The 17,567-nt window shown below is 68.5% G+C and carries 15 protein-coding genes; 9 read left to right on the top strand and 6 right to left on the bottom strand.

What is annotated here, in order from left to right; translation table 11 throughout:
* The first annotated feature begins 40 nt into the window (after positions 1-40).
* Positions 41-532, top strand: coding sequence for a tRNA adenosine(34) deaminase TadA (tadA, locus tag FHW84_RS19480; RefSeq protein ID WP_167257651.1), 492 nt, complete (start codon positions 41-43; stop codon positions 530-532).
* Positions 533-637: 105 nt separating this feature from the next.
* Here tadA and FHW84_RS19475 read toward each other — a convergent pair whose 3' ends face one another.
* From FHW84_RS19475 to FHW84_RS19460, 4 genes are all read right to left on the bottom strand, one after another.
* Positions 638-1,549, bottom strand: coding sequence for a CHAD domain-containing protein (locus tag FHW84_RS19475; RefSeq protein WP_167257650.1), 912 nt, complete (start codon positions 1,547-1,549; stop codon positions 638-640).
* A 165-nt stretch (positions 1,550-1,714) separates the two neighbouring features.
* Entirely contained in the window at positions 1,715-2,557 is an 843-nt protein-coding gene (locus FHW84_RS19470; RefSeq protein WP_167257649.1) for an NAD-dependent protein deacetylase, read from the bottom strand.
* Positions 2,554-3,270, bottom strand: a complete 717-nt coding sequence (locus tag FHW84_RS19465) for an HAD family hydrolase (protein WP_167257648.1) — start codon at positions 3,268-3,270, stop codon at positions 2,554-2,556. The genes FHW84_RS19470 and FHW84_RS19465 overlap by 4 nt, the downstream gene beginning before the upstream one ends.
* 183 nt (positions 3,271-3,453) lie before the next feature.
* Positions 3,454-3,945, bottom strand: a complete 492-nt coding sequence (locus FHW84_RS19460; RefSeq protein ID WP_167257647.1) for a hemerythrin domain-containing protein — start codon at positions 3,943-3,945, stop codon at positions 3,454-3,456.
* Positions 3,946-4,258: 313 nt separating this feature from the next.
* Here FHW84_RS19460 and FHW84_RS19455 point away from each other — a divergent pair, with 313 nt between their 5' ends.
* Positions 4,259-5,902, top strand: a complete 1,644-nt coding sequence (locus FHW84_RS19455; protein WP_167257646.1) for an AarF/UbiB family protein — start codon at positions 4,259-4,261, stop codon at positions 5,900-5,902.
* Position 5,903: 1 nt separating this feature from the next.
* Here the strand turns inward: FHW84_RS19455 and FHW84_RS19450 are convergent, their stop codons facing one another.
* Entirely contained in the window at positions 5,904-6,413 is a 510-nt protein-coding gene (locus FHW84_RS19450; RefSeq protein WP_167257645.1) for a ferritin-like domain-containing protein, read from the bottom strand.
* Between the two features lie 459 nt (positions 6,414-6,872).
* Here FHW84_RS19450 and FHW84_RS19445 point away from each other — a divergent pair, with 459 nt between their 5' ends.
* The gene (locus FHW84_RS19445; RefSeq protein ID WP_343203627.1) at positions 6,873-8,162 is read left to right on the top strand and encodes an alpha/beta family hydrolase; all 1,290 of its coding nucleotides are present in this window, start codon (positions 6,873-6,875) and stop codon (positions 8,160-8,162) included.
* 71 nt (positions 8,163-8,233) lie between these two features.
* Here FHW84_RS19445 and FHW84_RS19440 read toward each other — a convergent pair whose 3' ends face one another.
* A complete protein-coding gene (locus tag FHW84_RS19440) occupies positions 8,234-9,127 on the bottom strand; it encodes a class I SAM-dependent methyltransferase (protein WP_167257643.1) in 894 nt (297 codons plus the stop codon).
* Positions 9,128-9,362: 235 nt separating this feature from the next.
* On the opposite strand from FHW84_RS19440, the gene FHW84_RS19435 reads away from it, so the two are divergent.
* The 6 genes from FHW84_RS19435 to FHW84_RS19410 all read left to right on the top strand — a co-directional run bounded on the left by FHW84_RS19435 (position 9,363) and on the right by FHW84_RS19410 (position 17,432).
* Positions 9,363-10,412 carry a glucokinase gene (locus FHW84_RS19435; RefSeq protein WP_167257642.1) on the top strand — a complete coding sequence of 350 codons (1,050 nt, stop codon included), beginning with the start codon at positions 9,363-9,365 and terminating at the stop codon, positions 10,410-10,412.
* Between the two features lie 98 nt (positions 10,413-10,510).
* On the top strand, positions 10,511-13,228 hold the full coding sequence (locus FHW84_RS19430) for a TonB-dependent receptor (RefSeq protein ID WP_167257641.1): 2,718 nt from the start codon (positions 10,511-10,513) through the stop codon (positions 13,226-13,228).
* Positions 13,229-13,509: 281 nt separating this feature from the next.
* The gene (locus FHW84_RS19425) at positions 13,510-14,694 is read left to right on the top strand and encodes a hypothetical protein (RefSeq protein ID WP_167257640.1); all 1,185 of its coding nucleotides are present in this window, start codon (positions 13,510-13,512) and stop codon (positions 14,692-14,694) included.
* A 66-nt stretch (positions 14,695-14,760) separates the two neighbouring features.
* Positions 14,761-15,591: a PhzF family phenazine biosynthesis protein gene (locus FHW84_RS19420; RefSeq protein ID WP_167257639.1), complete on the top strand. Its 831-nt coding sequence runs from the start codon at positions 14,761-14,763 to the stop codon at positions 15,589-15,591.
* A gap of 132 nt (positions 15,592-15,723) precedes the next feature.
* Positions 15,724-16,614, top strand: a complete 891-nt coding sequence (locus tag FHW84_RS19415) for a hypothetical protein (protein ID WP_167257638.1) — start codon at positions 15,724-15,726, stop codon at positions 16,612-16,614.
* Positions 16,614-17,432, top strand: a complete 819-nt coding sequence (locus tag FHW84_RS19410; RefSeq protein ID WP_167257637.1) for an alpha/beta fold hydrolase — start codon at positions 16,614-16,616, stop codon at positions 17,430-17,432. The genes FHW84_RS19415 and FHW84_RS19410 overlap by 1 nt, the downstream gene beginning before the upstream one ends.
* The last annotated feature ends 135 nt before the right edge of the window (positions 17,433-17,567 follow it).

Below are 17,567 nucleotides of genomic sequence, written 5' to 3'. Positions count from 1 at the left end.
ACCCTACAATTCAGACTATTTGCTGATCTTTGTCCTCCCGATGAGTAGCGATCTCCCAGATTCGTCCACGCCCACTTTCAGCGACGAAGACGAGCGCTTCATGCGCCGCGCGCTGCAGCTGGCGGGGCATGCCCGCGATGCGGAGAACGAAGTACCGGTCGGCGCCCTGGTCGTGCTCGACGGCGAGATCATCGGCCTGGGCTGGAACCGCAACATCACCCTCAACGACCCCACCGCGCACGCCGAGATCCAGGCCATCCGCGCGGCTGGCGAAAAGATCGGCAACTACCGCCTGGTCGGCGCCACGCTGTACGTGACGCTGGAACCCTGCGCGATGTGCTCGATGGCCCTGGTGCATGCCCGCGTGGGGCGGGTGGTCTATGGCGCGACCGATCCGAAGACCGGCGCCGCCGGCAGCGTGTTCGACACGCTGATCTCGGAGCGGCACAACCACCGTATCCAGGTCGATGGTGGGCTGCTGGCCGAGGAGTCGTCGGCCATGTTGAGGGATTTCTTTCGATCCAGGCGCTGACCGTCGTAGGTTGGGGTGAGCCACAGGCGAACCCCAACGCAGTGTCTAGGATTTAGCGCATTGTTGGGGTTCGCCTGCGGCTCACCCCTAACCTGCATGGCAGCTTCAGTGCCGCCAGTAGTGACCTAGCTTGTCCAGCCGCTCCAGCGAATGCTCCGCCTTGGCCGCCGCTTCCCCCGCGGTGTGCTTGGCCCACTTGCGCAGGGCTCTCAGCTGGGCGTGCTCGCTCGACGCCGGCAGCAGCTCCTTGCACAAGGCTCGTGCGGTCAGCCGGTCATGCGCCTCGCCGAGATGGCTCTGCACCTCGGCCAGTTTTTCCAGCCAGGCCTGGCTGGCTTCGCGCGGAAACAGCGGCTGGAACAGCTCGATGGTGTAGCGCAGCTTCTTGGTGGCGGTGCGCGCGCGATGGAGACGGATCCGCCCCTCGTGCATCCGCGCCGCCCGTTTGCGCAGCTGGCGGAAGCGGGTGTCGATCACGCCCGCAGCCGCCGCACGCAGTTCGTCTTCGGTGACGTTGCGATGGGTCTCGGCCCAGGCGTGGAAATGATGGACCGCCGTGGTCAGCCGGGCCTTCTTCAGTCCCTCGACGGCTTCCTGATGCCCATGCACGCGCTGGGCATTCAAGGCATGCAGCAGTTCGCCATCCAGCCGGTCGCCATGCCCGCCGTGCGCAAGAAAGGCCGGCAGGGTCTCGTCCAACAGAATGTCCAGGTCGCGCGCCCCGCCGGTGGCATTGCGGAACTCCTTGAGCTGCGCCAGTACGCCATCCGGCTGCTCGCCGGGCAGGGCCGCGGCCACGCGGTCGAGGGTGGCGGTGATGCGCCGCAGGCTCACCCGCCAGGCGTGCAGCGACTTCGATTCGTACTTGCGCAGCAGGGCCGCGCGGGCCTTGGTCGCCTTGGCCAGGTAGCCGTCGTAGGTCGCGCACAGGTCGGCGATGGCGGAAGGCGGCTTGGCGGCCTTCGGCGGACGAGGGCGGGGAATGGACTGGCTGGGCTGGTGAGGTATCGCACTCATGGCTCGACTCGACCGCTGCGGAGAGGGACGGATTCCACCCGTCATTTCTAGCCGAGGCGCCGACCGCGCCTCCTGATGCAGGTCAACATGAACGAGCCGGACGCGACCGAAGGCCGTGCCGGGCTCTTTACTCTGCTACAAAATCCGCCAGCTGGCGAGACAGCCTCAAGCGATAGCCGCCAGGGTCTGGGCCACGGGCCGCTCGATCTTCAGGCTGAACAGATCGTCGGCCCGGGTCCGGCCCATGTTCACCGCCGCGATCGGCTTGCCGGCCTTGGCCGCCGCGTTCACGAAGCGGAAGCCGGAGAACACCATCAGCGAGGAACCGGCCACCAGCACCGCATCCGCCTGTTCCAGGCCATGCGTGGCGGCCAGCACCCGTTCGCGCGGCACGCCTTCGCCGAAGAACACCACGTCCGGCTTCATCAGCCCGCCGCAGAGCGGGCAGGCGGGTACGTCGAAGCGGGAGAAATCCTGGCCTTCCAGATCGGCATCGCCGTCCGGGGCGTCCCCGGCATCGAGCAGCGCCCACTCGGGATTGCGTTCTTCCAATACCGCCTGGAACGCCGAGCGCTGCACCAGGTGCCCGTGCGCCATGCAGCGCACCCGGTCCAGCCGTCCGTGCAGGTCGATCACGTGGTGGCTGCCCGCCGCCTGGTGCAGGCCATCGACGTTCTGGGTCAGCAGCACTTCCACTTGTCCGGCGGCCTCCATGCGCGACAGCGCCAGGTGCGCCGCATTCGGATGCGCCCGCGAGAAGCGCCGCCAGCCCACCAGGCTGCGCGCCCAGTAGCGCCGGCGCGTGGCTTCGTCGCCCATGAAGGCCTGGTAGGTCACCGGCTGCGGGCGCTTCCAGCCGCCCTGGTTGTCGCGATAGTCCGGAATGCCCGAATCGGTGCTGACACCGGCGCCGGTCAGTACGAACAGGCGCGGATGCGCCGCGATGAAGTCGCGCAGGCGCGCCAGGTCGTCTTCCAGCGAACCATCCGGCAGCGCGTCCGCGTTCATGCCGCGGCCCGCAGTCCCAGTTCGGCCAGCGCGGCCGCAATGCCGCCGGCATCGCTCACCTGCGCCACGCGCGGCGAGGCGGCGGCGAAATCGGTGTCGGCCTCGTGTGCCCAGGTCACGTGGTAGGGCATGTAGATGCCCCAGCCGCCGAGTTCCACCACCGGTGCGATATCCGAGCGCAACGAATTGCCGACCATGGCGAAGCGCTCGGCGCCCACGCCGAATTCGTCGAGCACGCGGCGGTACGAGCGCTCGTCCTTCTCCGACACGATCTCGATGCGATGGAACAGGTCGGCCAGCCCGCAGGCGGCCACTTTCTGCTCCTGGTGGAACAGGTCGCCCTTGGTGATCAGCACCACGCGATGCGTCGCCGCCACCGCTTTCACCGCTTCGCGGATGCCCGGCAGCAGTTTCACCGGATGCGCGAGCACCTGCTTGCCGATGCCGATGATCCGGTGCAGATCGGCCGCGCTGATGCGCGAGCCGGTGACTTCGATCGCCGCTTCCAGCAGCGACAGCGTCATGCCCTTGGCGCCGTAGCCGAACAGCTTGATATTGCGCCGTTCCACTGCCAGCAGGCGGTCGTGCAGGCGTAGGTTGGCCAGGTCGACATAGCGGCCGACGATCTCCTCGAACTGCGCGTGCGCGTCCTGGTAATAGCCCTCGCTATGCCAGAGGGTATCGTCGCCGTCGAAACCGACCCATTCGATCACGGTGTACTGCCCGCGCTGCCAGGAAAGCGCTCAACGATAGCGCGTCGCCGCAGGCGTAGCGAGTGCGCGCGGCAGGCCAGGTGGGTTGGGGCGAGCACCGGCAAGCCGGTGCGGACGCTCCACGGTGCGCCCGGCCGGACCCGCGGCCGGCTCGCCCCAACCCGCCTGGCCCGCCGGCGTGCTTCAGGCGCGCTCGCGCAGCGTCTCCTGCAGCAATTCCTCCTTGTCCTTCAGCAGTTCCTGCTTGCGTTGGGACATCTGCTCGCCCAGCTCCTTGAGCTTCGCCGCGTCCAGCAGCTTCTTCGCGGCCGGGAACATCTCCTTCTCCTCTTCCGTGGCGTGATGCAGGATCAGTTCCTTCAGCACCTTGGCGCGGCCGGAAAACTGCTCGCCCGACGGATCGGTTTCCAGCAGGTCGGGCAGAACCAGCTCGCCCGCGGCGCGGTGTTCCTCGACCGCCTCGAAATACATTTTCGCTTCTTCCTTGTCGCCGGCCTGCTTGAACGCCGGATAGAAGATCTCTTCCTCGATCATGGTGTGCGCCTTCAGCAGCGCGCCGATTTTCTGCACCAGCATCTCGCGTGTCTTCACCGCGCGCGGCGTGGTTTCCGTCAGCTCTTCCAGCAGTTTTTCGACAGTGCGGTGGTCGCTGACGAGCAGATCGATGGCATTCATGGGCCTGGCTCCGTGCTGGGTGAGGTTAGGGAAGGGACGCCATTGATCGCGCTTCGGCGATGAATGCCGCGTCGGGCGGCGGTGAACGCGGCGGCTGCGCGCCAGCTGCGATTCATCGACGTCGACGCGTCGTGCCCCGACTCATCCACGCGCCGGTCATCCACGCGCCGGCCATCCACGCGCGCAAAGCGCTCATCGCGGCCTTGTGGACGAGCCTGTTGATCCGCCGCAGCCACCGCTTTCAACCGCGCGCGCCGACCATGAGACCGCAACGCCCCGGACGCCCGTTCGCCATCGACGACCGCCACCGCGGATGACCTATCTCTCGCGCTATTCGCGCATCGCCCTGTTCGTGCTGCGCTACCGCCGCGCCGGCGTGCTGCGCGGCTTGCCGGGCCATCGCCGCGGCGCGGAGCTGGCCGACGAGCGCCTGCCGCAGCGCCTGGTGGAAGACCTCGAACGCCTCGGCCCCGCCTTCATCAAGCTGGGCCAGGCGCTGTCGTGCCGGCCGGACCTGGTGCGCGCGCCGTTCCTGGCGGCGCTGACGCGCATCCAGGACCGCGTCGAACCGATCGACGTCGCCGACGTGCGCGGCGTGATCGCCCGCGAACTCGGCGCGCCGCCGGAACAACTGTTCCGCTTTTTCGACCCAGTGCCGCTCGCCGCAGGTTCGCTCGCGCAGGTGCACGCGGTGGTGCTGCCCGACGGCATGGACGCGGTGGTCAAAGTGCAGCGCCCCGGCATCGCCCAGCGCATCCGCTCCGATCTGGACGCCCTCGAACGCCTCGCGCTCACCGCGCAACGCCATACCGAAGTCGGCCGCCGCTACGGCTTCGTGCCGTGGATCGCCGAGCTGCGCCGCAGCCTGCTCAACGAACTGGATTTCATGGCCGAGGCCAGCCACCTCGATACCTTCCGCCGCCAGCTGGAGGGCTATCGCAGGCTGTACATCCCCGCGCCGTTCTTCGACTTCACCAGCTCGCGCGTGCTGGCCATGGCGCGCGTGCACGGCCACAAGCTTGGCGCGCCGCCGGGCGGCGCGCCGCAGTCGCCGCGCGCCGAACTGGCCGGCGAGCTGCTGTCGGCCTATGTCGACCAGGTGTTCGTGCATGGCCTGATCCATGCCGATCCGCATCCGGGCAACCTGGTGCTGACCGACGATGGCCGGCTGGGCCTGCTGGATTTCGGCATGGTCACCAGCCTGTCGCCGGCCATGCGCAACGACCTGCTGCGGCTGATGCTCGCCGCCGCGGATGGCGACGGCGACGGCGTGGCCGATATCGGCGAACGCCTGTGCGTGGTACTGCCGGAAATGGACCGCGCCGCGTATCGCCGCGCGGTGTGCAACGCGGTGCTGCGCTATGCCGGCGCCAGCGACCAGAGCCGCCTGGAAGAAGGGCGCCTGCTGCTTTCGCTCACCCGCATCGGCGCCGACAACGGCCTGCGCCCGCCGGCCGAACTGAGCCTGCTCGGCCGCGCGCTGCTCAACCTGGAACCGGCGCTGGCGCGCCTGGCCGACGGCCTGCCGACGCGCGAGATGATGCGCGCCCGCCTGCTCGAAGTCGTCGCCGCGCAACTGCTGCGTCCGGTGTCGCAGGCGCGCGGCGGCGCGCTGCTGCTGGAAGCGCAGCGCTATTCGATCAATGCGCCGGGCCAGCTCGGCCGCTTCGTGGAGATCCTGGCGGACAACCGCCTGCGCGTGCGCCTGGACGGGCTGGAGGAATCGCACCTGATCGAGAACCTGCAGAAGATCGCCAACCGCATCGCCGCCGGCCTGATCACCGCGGCGCTGCTGATCGCCGGCGCGCTGATCGCGCGGCTGGCGCCGGCCGGTTCCGGCTATGGCTATCTGGCGGGTGCGATGTTCGCGCTGGCCGGCATCATCGGCTTCGGCCTGGTGGTGAATGCGCTGCGCCGCGACCGCGCGCCGCCGGACGACGGCGACGCGGGGCGCTAGCTCAGCGCTTGGCCTGGATGCCCGGCAGCTCCAGCCGCACCAGGTATTGCCGCACGATATCCGGCAGATGCTCGCGCAGCCATTCGGCCATCGCTTCCTCCTGCCGCAGGATCTCCTCGCACATGCCGGCCACTTCCGGTTGCGCGGCGACTTCCGCCGCAGTGGCCAGGGTGCGGTAGACCACCACTTCCATCGACTCGAAGGAGTAGGTGAGCACCAGGCTCTTCACCACCTCGTCGGAGGAGGCCACCTGCAGCAGCCCATGGCCCAGCGACAGAAAGCGCGCACTGAACTCGCGCAGCCCCGAAGGCTCGCTGCCCAGTTCGCGCAGGCAGCTTTCCAGCCGCGCCTGCTGCTCGCAGGTCTCGGCCAGATGGCCGACGATGCGGTCGCGCAAGCGCGGATAGTGGCGCAGGCGGCGGATATGCGTCTTCAGCATTTCCTCGGACTGCACTTCCATCGCGTGCGCATTGCGCAGCCAGTCCAGCAGTTGGGCATGGGCGGTGTTCATCGGCGGCCTCAAGGCTTGGGAGGTTGGTATCGACGGCGCCGTCGCGGCTGGGGCATCAACCGTCCGACTGTTCCTCGGGGCGCGCTTGCGGGCTGGTGCCGCAGGCCGGATGGCCGCAGCCGCACAAGGTCTCCGGCGCCTGGCTGCCTGCCGCCTTGCTGCAATGATCCCCGCAGAACTCTCCCTCGGACGGCACCGTGCATTTGCACGGCCGGTGTGCGCATTTGAAGCCGTTCTCTGCCATGGCGCTTGCTCCTCGAACTGCAATGAGAGGTCCGCACTCTGGCGCCGCTGCCGTCCAGCGGCCGTGACCCGCGCGTGAGCGGCCCGGCAAAGCGGTAGCCCCGTATTCACGCGCCATCGCGCGGCATTAACGCCAGCGGACCCACCATTTATGCTTGAGCCTCGCCGCCTGGCGCGCGGCGCCGGGCGGCGATTTCGATGCGGAGGGCGGTACGGGTGACGCTTCCTCGCCAGGGTTATTTCGACGATCGCGAGCATGCCGCCGAGCAGCTCGCCGAAGCGCTGCTGGCCTATCGCGGCAGGCATCCGCTGGTGCTGGCGATTCCGCGCGGCGGCGTGCCGATCGGCCGCGTGCTGGCCGACCGGCTCGACGGCGATCTCGACGTGGTGCTGGTGCATAAGCTCGGCGCGCCGGGCCAGGAGGAATTCGCGGTCGGCGCGATCGGCGAGGACGGCCAGGTGCTGGTGGCCGCACATGCCGCGCGTGCCGGCGCCGACGCGGCGTATCTGCGCGGCGAGGCCGCGCATCAGCTCGACGCGATCGCCCGCCGCCGCCAGCTGTACGACCCCCATCGCGAAGCTTTCGAGGTGGCCGGACGCATCGCCATCGTGGTGGACGACGGCCTCGCCACCGGCGCCACCATGCGCGCGGCGCTCACCGCGGTGCGCGCGCTGGGGCCGCAGTCGCTGGTCTGCGCCGTGCCCGTCGCCTCGTCGCGCAGCCTGGCGGAGCTGCGGCCGCTGTGCGACGACGTGGTCTGCCCGGCGTCGCCGCGCGACTTCGGCGCGGTGAGCCAGTACTACCGCGACTTTCCCGCGGTGACGGACGACGAGGTGGTGCGCCTGCTGATCCGGCTGCAGGCGCCGGCCGGCGGCATGCAGACGGTGCGCATCCCGGCCGACGGCGTGCGCCTGGAAGGCGACCTGCACGTGCCCGAACAGGCCAGGGGCCTGGTGGTGTTCGCGCATGGCAGCGGCAGCAGCCGTTTCAGTCCGCGCAACCGGCAGGTGGCGGAGGAACTCGGCAAGCACGGCATGGCCACGCTGCTGTTCGATCTGCTCGGTGCGGAAGAAGACATCGCGCTGGCATCGCGCTTCGATATCGAGCGCCTGGCCGGACGCCTGGAAGCCGCGGTGACCTGGGCGATGCGCCTGCCGTCGCTGGCGCGCTTGCCGCTGGGGCTGTTCGGCGCGAGCACCGGCGCGGCGGCCGCACTGGCGGTGGCGGCACGCCTGCCGCGCGCGGTGCAGGCGGTGGTGTCGCGCGGCGGGCGGCCGGACCTGGCCGGCCATGGCGCGCTCGGCGAGGTGCAGGCACCGACCTTGCTGATCGTCGGCGCGGCGGATACCGACGTGGTCGCACTCAACAAATCCGCGCTGGCCTCGATGACGCATACGGTCGAACTGGTGCTGGTGCCCGGCGCCACGCATCTGTTCGACGAACCCGGCGCGCTGGAACATGTCGCTGCGCTGGCGGGTGCGTGGTTCCGCCAGTGGCTGCGGTAGGTTGGGGTGAGCCGCAAGGCGAACCCCAACGGCGCGGCAACGTTGGGGTTCGCCTTGCGGCTCACCCCAACCTACTCGAACAGCATCAGCACGGCGGGCGACCAGCTGTAGTCGTACAGCGCCTCGGTGCGCACGGTGGCATAGCCGGCCTCGCGCAATTCCTCCAGCCAGGCCTGGATCGGCTGCTCCCAGTTGGACGGACGCGAGGCCTGCCGCAGCTGGCCCAGCAGCATCGGCGCGAGAAAGCCGCCGGCCACCAGCGGCGCATCTTCGCCATAGCCGGCGAGCGCGCGCTCGTAGCGCTGCGCGAGCGAATCGAAATACTCCGCGCTGCGCGCTTCCAGCACCGGCACGTCGAATTCCACCACGGCCAGCTGCCGCACATGCGGACGCAGGCGGCGCAAGGTGTCCTTGCGTTCGGCCGGCGGCAGCGATTGCAGGGCGAAGGTGGATTGCGCCAGGTCCCATTGCTGTTCCGGCCGCAGCGACGCGGCGAAATCCTGCGCGCCGATCGGCCAGGCGAGCAGATGATCGAGTGCGAGCGGGATCGTGCGCAGCGCTTCGCTGGCATGGCCGAGCAGGGCCGGCGACGGTTCCACCAGATCCAGCTGCGTCGGCGCGTGCCGCGCGCGCTGCAGGGCGGGGATCAGCGCCATGCCGTCGCCGCAGCCGATATCCAGCAATGAAGTCACCGGCAGCGTGTCGTAGAGGCGCGCCAGCGCCGTGCTGGTCGCTTCGTACAGCGGCACGTTGTCGCCGCCGCGGATAAACGCCTCGAACGCCGCCGGCTGATCGTAGGCCGCGCGCGCCTCGCCTTCGTCGAGCAGATCGAGCAGCGCCTGCGCCAGCAGCGCGCCATCGGCCACGGCTGCCTGCAGCGCGTCGCGCGCCTGCGCGGCGGCTTCGTGATGGGCGATCGCGGCCAGCGCATCGGCGAGGCGGCGGGTGGAAACGCTGTTCTGCATGGGCGCGTCCTTTGGGGACAGGAGTGCCGGGATGATGGCACGGCCCCGCCAGACCCTCCTTTTTCTTTCAATTTCTTCCTTTTTTTTACGAAGCGGGCCTCGCGTAAGTCGTTGTTGCAGCGCGGCTTGCCACGATCTAAATTAAATATGAAATTCTGTTTCGCCAGTGAACATGGGTCGCCGGGGAGGCGGCCGGGAGGGCTGGGCGGCTATGACACATCCAGTGGTTGCGAGCGTGCGAAACATCGAATCCGGCGAAGACCTCGCGTACTTCTCCGCGCCCACGGTGCGCGACGCCGATGCGCAGCGTCCGTTCCTGGCCGCCGATATCGGCGGCACCCATGCGCGCCTCGGCCTGGTGGCGCCGCAGCTGGAAGGCGCGCCGCGCGTGCTGAGCTACCGCAGCTACCGCTGCGCGGACCATCCGCATCTCGACGGCATCGTGCGGCAGTTCTGCGCGGAGCTGGACGCGCGTCCGCGCGAACTGGTGCTGGCCAGCGCGGGCTATCTGCATGCCGGCGTGGTGGTGAACCGCAATCTCGCCTGGCCGCTGGTGCCGGCCACGCTCGCGCAGGAACTGCGCCTGGAGCGCGTGCGTTTCCTCAACGATTTCGAAGCGCTGGCCCACGCCATCGCCTACGTCGACGAGCACAGCTCGGTGGCGCTGAAGACCGCGTTCGCGCCCGATGCGCAGCAAGGCCCCATCGCAGTGATCGGCCCGGGCACCGGCCTGGGCGCCGCGGTGTGGTTCCCTGGCGAGCCGCCGCGCGTGATCGCCACCGAAGCGGGGCAGATCCAGCTGGCCGCGCGCGGTGGCCTGGAGCGCGAAGTGCTGGACCGCATCGCCGCGCCCGATTGCCACACGCCCTACGAAGCGGTGCTGTCCGGCCCCGGCCTGCATCGCCTGTATGCCGCGCTGTGCGCGGTGTACGACCGCTATCCCTCGTACGCCGAGCCGGCCGACGTGGTCGCCGCCGCGGAGGCGGGCGACGAAGTGGCCTACGAGACGCTGCAGATGTTCGGCGGCTGGATGGGTTCCTTCGCGGGCGACCTGGCCATGCTCTACGGCACCACCGGCGGCGTGTACCTGGCCGGCGGTTTTCTCTCGCGCATCGTCGACCTGCTGCGCTGCGGCCCGCTGGTCGAACGCTTCCTCGACAAGGGCGTGATGCGCCCGTTCCTGCACAAGGTCCCCATTCGCGTGGTGGACCACGGACAGCTCGGCGTCGTCGGTGCCGCCAGCTGGCATCTGCATACACGCACCGCGAAACAGGCGCCGGGATAAGGGCCGAACCGTCCGAGCGGGCGGAATCCACAGCACAGCGTCGCCGGCGCGCCTCCTGGGAGGGGGGCCGCGGCAATCAACGAAAGGGGTGGGACCTGATGATCAAGAACGGCAAGAAACTCCTGTGCGTCAGCATCCTGTGCGGCCTTGGCCTCGCCGGCGCCGCGCATGCGCAGAACGACACCGCCGCGGCGGCGCAGAACGGCAGCACCGCCGCCGGCAGCGGCGACAAGAGCAAGACCCCGCAGCAGCGCGCGCAGGAAAAGCAGGCGCAGAACCTCCAGCAGGTGACGGTGACCGGCTACCGCGAGAGCCTGGCCAAGGCGATCGAGATCAAGCGCAACGCCAATGCCATCGTCGATGCGATCAACGCCGAGGACATCGGCAAGTTCCCCGACACCAACGCCGCCGAATCGCTGTCGCACCTGCCGGGCATCTCGGTGGACCGCCAGTTCGGCGAGGGCGAGAAGGTCAGCATCAACGGCACCGATCCGGCGCTCAACCGCGTGCTGATCAACGGTCAGACCATCGCTTCCGGCGACTGGGGCGGCAACCCCACCGACACCAGCGGACGCACCTTCAACTACACCCTGCTGTCGCCGGAAATCATCGGCAACATGCAGGTGTACAAGTCGCCCGAGGCGCATATCGACGAAGGCAGCATCGGCGGCACCGTCATCGTCAACACGCGCAAGCCGCTGGACCTGCCGGCCAACACCCTGCGCGGCTCGCTCGGCTACAGCTACAACGACCGCTCGCAGGAAGGCAATCCGCGCGGCTCCGTGCTGTGGAGCTGGAAGAACAGCGACAGCACCTTCGGCTTCCTCACCGCGGTCACGCACGACAAGGAAAACCTGTCGCGCGCCGGTATCGAGTTCTTCGGCTATTCCACCCCCGGCACCAGCATTCCGTCCACCGCCACCGTGCACGGCAGCGGCGACGTGGCCACCGCCAAGTACCCGGTGGGCATCAACAGCTCCTACTTCCAGCAGGTGCGCAAGCGCGACGGCATCCAGTCCGCGCTGCAGTGGCGGCCGGACGAAAAGAACGAGTTCAACCTCACCGGCATCTACGTGCGCGGCTCGTACAACAACTTCAGCGAATCGCGCTACGTCTGCCCGGGCTGCGGCGACACCAACAAGATCACCGACCTCACCGTCAACAACGGCTACATCACCAACGCGACGGTGTCCGGCAATACCGCCAACGGCCAGCCGTATGCGGAACTCGACGCCAACTACCGCATGTCGAAGGTGACCACCAAGAGCCTCAACCTGCGCCACGACTACAACGGCGACAAGTGGATCTTCACCAGCCAGGTCGGCTACACCGCCGCGCGCGGCGGCAAGGACCCCGAATACCTGATGAAGTACCTGCTGAATTCCGGCGGCTACAACTTCAGCTACGACGGCCGCAACACCGCGGTGAACTACGACAACGGCTCGGCCGCCAACTGGGGCCTGCCCGCCTCGCCGGCCGGTTCGCCGCCGGGCGATTCCACGCTCAACGGCAAGTACCAGGCCGGCGGCATCTACTACGAGACCACCAAGGACCGCGAGCGCTACGCCCAGTTCGACGCCAGCCGCGACCTGGAATGGGGCCCGATCTACCAGGTGCAGATGGGCTTCAAGTACATCAACCACGTGAACTCGCAGTTCTCGCAGGGCAACCGCATCAACACCACCGATGCGATCTCGCTGACCGATTTCGATCCGGGCACCACGCCGGGCAACCTGTACGACGGCCTGCACGCCGGCGGCGACCTGACCGACTGGCCGACCGCGAACCTGGGCACGGTGAAGTCCTACCTCAACGGCCAGCCGCAGGGTCCGTACAACATCAACTATCCGTCGATCTACAACGTGCGCGAAATGACGCGCGACCTGTACGCGCAGTTCAACTACAACGCCGGCGGTTTCCGCGGCAACTTCGGCGTGCGCTACGTGGACACCACCGACAAGTCCACCTACTACCAGTCGACCAGCGGCAGCGCGTATTACCTGACGCAGGGCAAGACGCACTATTACAAGCCGCTGCCCAGCTTCAACATCGCCTACGACATCGACGACAGCAAGGTGGCGCGCTTCGGCGTGTCCAAGGTGATCGCGCGTCCGCGCTATGCGGACCTGGCCGGCTCGGTCTCGCTGAGCTGCACCGGCGGCAACTGCACCGGCAGCGCGGGCAACCCGAACCTCAAGCCGTATTCGTCCACCAACTACGACCTGGCCGGCGAGTGGTACTTCGCGCCGTCCAGCATGCTCGGCGCCGAGGTGTTCTACCGCAAGATCGGCAACTACATCGTCAGCACCACCGACGAGCGCACGTTCTTCGACCCGACCAACGGCCAGACCAACGTCTACACCATCACCTCGCCGGTGAACGTCTCCAACGCCAAGGTGCGCGGCATCTCCCTGCTGTACCAGCAGGACCTGGGCCACGGCTTCGGCGTGCAGACCAACTACACCTATGCGCATGCCGACACCAGCACGGGCCTGAACCTGCCGTACCTGTCGAAGAACACCTTCAACATCATTCCGTACTTCGAGAAGGGGCCGTGGTCGGCGCGCGTCAACTACAGCTGGCGTTCGCCGTACTTCACCCAGATCGGCCGCCTCGATTCGCACGTGTTCGCCGACCAGTACAAGGAGCTGGACGTCAGCGCCTCGTACCAGGTGAACCAGTGGATGGCGGTGACCCTGAGCGCGACCAACCTGCTCGATTCCACCTACTACTGGTACAACGACGTGAAGTACGCGCCGATCGGCATGTACAAAAACGGCCGCACCTTCGCCGTCGGCGTCAACTTCAAGCTGTAACGCCAAACTTTTAGGCGCCGGGCCGGTCACGGCGGGATATCTCCCCTCCGCCGCGGCCGGCCCCTTTTTTATCCCGCCGGTTCATGCCACCGGAACGTTCCGGAAATGTGCGCGCAACGACATTTCCAGCCAGAGGCCCGGGTAAAAGCCGTGCCCGCGTGGTCGATTCGCCGGCCAGCCGCTATGATCTTGCGCTTCGCCTCGGCCCAGGGTGGGCTGCGAGGTGTGTTCGCGTTGCCGTCGGCACGGCGCGCGTCATCGGCATGCAGGGAGACGCAGCGATGGAAGGCCTTACCCCCAGGGACATGGACGTGCTCGGCCACTATGCCCGCCAGGGCAACCGCGAGCGCTACTGGAACTACCTGGCAAGGCACGAAGGCGCCGACGGCTACGGCCTGCTCGCGCTGGGCGCGGTGCGCAACGACAGCACGCCGGGCGCCGTCGCCAATCTCTATGCACAGAACTACGCCTACAGCCGCAACCACACCATCCTGAGCGAACGCGGCTGGGAGGAATTCGGCCAGGACCTGGTGCGCGTGGACTACGCGCGCCGCGCCGCGCATTTCAACGGCGGCGCGCCGGAGCTGGCGCTCAACCTGCCGGTGAAGGACGTGCAGGAGACCTACACCGAAGCCTTCGCGCGCAAGCGCATCGACGCGGACGCCTGGACGCCCAACCGCCTGCTCGACGCCGCGCGCCGCCACGGCGGCGAGACCGCGACCGAAGGCGCCTGGCGCAGCATGCTCGACGGCGGCCGCCTCGGCGCCTGGCGCGGCTACGACACGCTCACCGCGGTGGTCGCCGCCTATGGCGACGACGAGATGCGCCGTGCCGAATACGTCAAGGACATGGGCGTGGCCTACGCCGGTGCCATGGCCGCCACGCCGCAGGTCGACCCGGACCGCATCCAGCGCGGCGACGACCGCTACGCCTTCGATCCGCACAGCCGGCAGTGGCAGCACGACGTGGCGGGGCCGGTGACCGATCCCAAGGAACGCGCGGAACTGGACGATGCGCGCCAGGTGCGCCTGGAGCGCGCGCAGAAGCTGCGCGAGATCCACCCGGCGGACCGCTTCCACGAACTTGCCGCCAGCCCGTTCGCACTGTCCGAACGCACGCCGTCCTCACCGCCGGTTGCCGAGCCCGCCGCCGCAACGCTCGCCGCGCGCGACATCGCACCGGCGCTCTACGACGAGTTGAAGCCGCAGCTGCCCCCCGGCTTGCCGGAAGACCGCCTTGCCCAGGTCACGCTCGCCGCGAAGGAAGGCGGTATCAAGGCCGGCCACGTGCGCGCCGTGCTGGTGGAGAACGACACCGTCTATATCGCCGGCCGCATTCCCGGCATGCTCGGCCAGGTCGATCTGGCCAGGCCCGCGCCGCCGCTGCAGGAAAGCCTGCAGCGCTCGGCCGCGCTGGATCAGCGGCAGGAAGCACAGGCCGCGCCGCAGGGGCCCAAGCTGGGATAAGCGCGCTGCGCTAAAGTCGCGCCTTTCCGGCGCCGCGCGGTGCGCGCCGGCCATGGCGGGACACCGATGCGCGCGAAGCGATTCACCCTGGTCGACGTCTTTTCCACCGAAGCGTTTCGCGGCAATCCCGTCGCCGTGGTGCACGACGCCGGCGGCATGTCGGAGCAGGACATGCAGGCGCTCGCGCGCTGGACGAACCTCAGCGAGACCTGCTTCCTGCTGCCGTCCGACGATCCGCGCGCCGACTATCGGTTGCGCATCTTCTCGACCCTGCGCGAAATGCCGTTCGCCGGGCATCCCACGCTCGGCGCCGCGCATGCCTGGCTGGCGGCCGGTGGTGTGCCCAAGGGCCAGCAGCTGGTGCAGTCCTGCGCCGTGGGCCTCGTCGATGTCCGCGCAGAGCACGCGCAGCTGGCCTTCCGCGCGCCGCCTCTGCTGCGTGCCGGCCCGGTGGAAGAAGCGCTGCTGGCAGGCATCCTCGGCGCGTTCGGGCTGCAGCGCCATGAAGTGCAGCGGGCACAGTGGGTCGACAACGGCGCCGGCTGGCTGGCCCTGATGCTGGACGATCGCCATCGCCTGCTCGGCCTGGCGCCGGACCTGTCCACATTGCACGGCGTGCCCATCGGTCTGTTCGCACCGTGGCCCGGCGGCGATGCCGCGTTCGAAGTGCGCGCGTTTATCGGCGGCGATGCGGTGCCCGAAGACCCGGCCACCGGCAGCCTCAACGCCGGCCTCGCGCGCTGGCTGCTGGAGGAGGGCATGGCGGCGGCGCCCTTCGCGATGGCGCAAGGCACCGCGATCGGGCGCGCGGGCCGCATCCATGTGCGCGGCGGCGGTGCGGACCTGTGGATCGGCGGCGCCTGCGTCACGCGCGTCGACGGACAGCTCGCGCTCTAGGCCGTTGCCCCGGTGGCGGCTGTTGCAGCCGGCGCAACACGGTGATGCGCGCCGCGCTTCCTTCCCAGGCGCCGGTCTTCGGTTCATGCTGTCAGCTTGGCCTTCCGTGCCGCACCACATGAGGACGCTTTCATGAGCCAGCCGATCCGGGTGCTCCTGCAGACCACCATCCCGACTGCCGCCGACGACTGGCATATCGGGCGCTTTTCGCAGCTGGCGCAGACGCTGGCCGCGGCACGCGGCACGGATGGCGCGCCGCTGTTCGAGGTAAGCGCACGCGACCGCGGCCCGGTAGGCCAGCCCGATCCGGTGCTGTCCACGCTGGACCGTTCCGGCTTCGACCAGCTCTGGCTGTTCGCCGTCGACGTCGGCGACGGCCTGCACGATGCGGACTGCGAAGCCATCGGGCGCTTCCGCGGACGCGGCGGCGGCGTGCTGGTGGCGCGCGACCATATGGATCTGGGCTGCTCGATCTGCTCGCTGGCCGGCATCGGTGCGGCGAATTATTTCCATACGCACAATCTCGATCCGGATCCCGCGCGCCGGCAGATCGACGATCGCGACACCGCCTACATCCTGTGGCCGAACTTCCACTCCGGTGCCAATGGCGATTGGCAGCACGTCGTCGCCGTGGGCGAGCCGCATCCCGTGCTGCACGATCCCGACGAAGCGAACGGTGTGCTGGCTTACCTGCCGTCGCATCCGCATGAGGGTGCGGTCGACGCGCCCGCCGGCGATGCGAGCGCCCGCGTGATTGCGCAGGGGCGCAGCAAGGCGACGGGGCAGGCCTTCAATCTGGCGGTGGCGTTCGAATCGAAGGACGGAGGCGGCAGGGCGATCGCGCAATCCACCTTCCATCATTTCGCCGATTACAACTGGGACCCGCGCCTGGGCTGTCCCAGCTTCGTCAGCGAAGCGCCGGGCGATGCGATCCGGCAGCATCCGCATGCGCTCGACGCCACGCGCCGCTACGTGCGCAACGTGGCGCTGTGGCTGGCCGGCCGCGACGTGGCGGTGGCCTGATGGACTTCCGCGACGACGATCTGAGCCACTACGCCGCCCACGGCACGCCGCCGTTGCCGGCGCCTGCGCGGGAGCTGCACGTGGACCATGCCGGCGCCTCGATCTGGTGCGGTGTCTACGGCGAAGGCGCGCCGGTGCTGCTGCTGCACGGCGCGTTCAACCAGTCCGCCGACTGGAGCCGCCAGATCGCCGCGCTGACCGAGGCCGGCTACCGCGCCATCGCCATCGACAACCGCGGCCGCGGACGCAGCACGTTGGGTACAGAGCCGCTGAGCTATGCGCTGGAAGCGGAAGAGGTGTTTGCGGTGATGGATGCGCTGGACTTGCCGGCAGCTTCCATCGTGGGCTGGAGCGACGGTTCCATCATCGGCCTGACCATGGCGATGCAGCAGCCGCAACGGGTGTCGAGGGTGTTTGCATTCGGCACGGTGATGCATCTGGACGGCCTGACGCCGCTGGATATGGACGACCCGGTGCTGGGGCGGATGTTCAACCGCGTGAAGCACGACCATGCGCGGTTTTCGCCGGAGGCGGAACGGTTCGAGGAGATTGCCCAGGCGGTCGGCCGGATGACGGATACGCAGCCTACGTATGGCGATGCGGAGCTGGCGGCGATACGCGTGCCGGTGGCCATCGTGGTGGGGGTGCGTGATGAGTTTGTTGCGCGGGGGCATACGGAGCACCTGGCGGAGGTTATTCCTGGCGCGAAGTTGATTGCGTTGCCGGGGGGGACTCATTTTGCGTTGCTGCAGCGGCCGGGGGAATTCAATCGGGCGATGCTCGATTATCTCGGGGACTCCGTGATTATGTCGGCTTAGGCCGGGATCTTTTTTGCGGTGTCGCCTGGTTTTGCGTGGCCGCGACTTGGCCGCTTATGCAGCGGGCATTTCGGACGCCTGCCGGCGCCCGAGTTACTTTCTCTTTGCTGGCCCAAAGAGAAAGTAACCAAAGAG

It is taken from the genome of Dyella sp. SG562, assembly GCF_011759495.1.
GTDB classification, from domain to species: domain Bacteria; phylum Pseudomonadota; class Gammaproteobacteria; order Xanthomonadales; family Rhodanobacteraceae; genus Dyella_D; species Dyella_D marensis.
The sequence above is the reverse complement of the archived record's forward strand: the minus strand, read 5'-3'. Positions and strand labels throughout refer to the sequence as shown.

What these genes read in the sequence shown, in the direction of transcription:
- FHW84_RS19470 (WP_167257649.1), bottom strand. Translation starts at nt 2,557, where the DNA reads ATGAACGCGGACGCGCTGCCGGATGGTTCGCTGGAAGACGACCTGGCG.
- FHW84_RS19460 (WP_167257647.1), bottom strand. Translation starts at nt 3,945, where the DNA reads ATGAATGCCATCGATCTGCTCGTCAGCGACCACCGCACTGTCGAAAAA.
- FHW84_RS19455 (WP_167257646.1), top strand. Translation starts at nt 4,259, where the DNA reads ATGACCTATCTCTCGCGCTATTCGCGCATCGCCCTGTTCGTGCTGCGC.
- FHW84_RS19420 (WP_167257639.1), top strand. Translation starts at nt 14,761, where the DNA reads ATGCGCGCGAAGCGATTCACCCTGGTCGACGTCTTTTCCACCGAAGCG.
- tadA (WP_167257651.1), top strand. Translation starts at nt 41, where the DNA reads ATGAGTAGCGATCTCCCAGATTCGTCCACGCCCACTTTCAGCGACGAA.
- FHW84_RS19475 (WP_167257650.1), bottom strand. Translation starts at nt 1,549, where the DNA reads ATGAGTGCGATACCTCACCAGCCCAGCCAGTCCATTCCCCGCCCTCGT.
- FHW84_RS19440 (WP_167257643.1), bottom strand. Translation starts at nt 9,127, where the DNA reads ATGCAGAACAGCGTTTCCACCCGCCGCCTCGCCGATGCGCTGGCCGCG.
- FHW84_RS19430 (WP_167257641.1), top strand. Translation starts at nt 10,511, where the DNA reads ATGATCAAGAACGGCAAGAAACTCCTGTGCGTCAGCATCCTGTGCGGC.
- FHW84_RS19410 (WP_167257637.1), top strand. Translation starts at nt 16,614, where the DNA reads ATGGACTTCCGCGACGACGATCTGAGCCACTACGCCGCCCACGGCACG.
- FHW84_RS19425 (WP_167257640.1), top strand. Translation starts at nt 13,510, where the DNA reads ATGGAAGGCCTTACCCCCAGGGACATGGACGTGCTCGGCCACTATGCC.
- FHW84_RS19415 (WP_167257638.1), top strand. Translation starts at nt 15,724, where the DNA reads ATGAGCCAGCCGATCCGGGTGCTCCTGCAGACCACCATCCCGACTGCC.
- FHW84_RS19450 (WP_167257645.1), bottom strand. Translation starts at nt 6,413, where the DNA reads ATGAACACCGCCCATGCCCAACTGCTGGACTGGCTGCGCAATGCGCAC.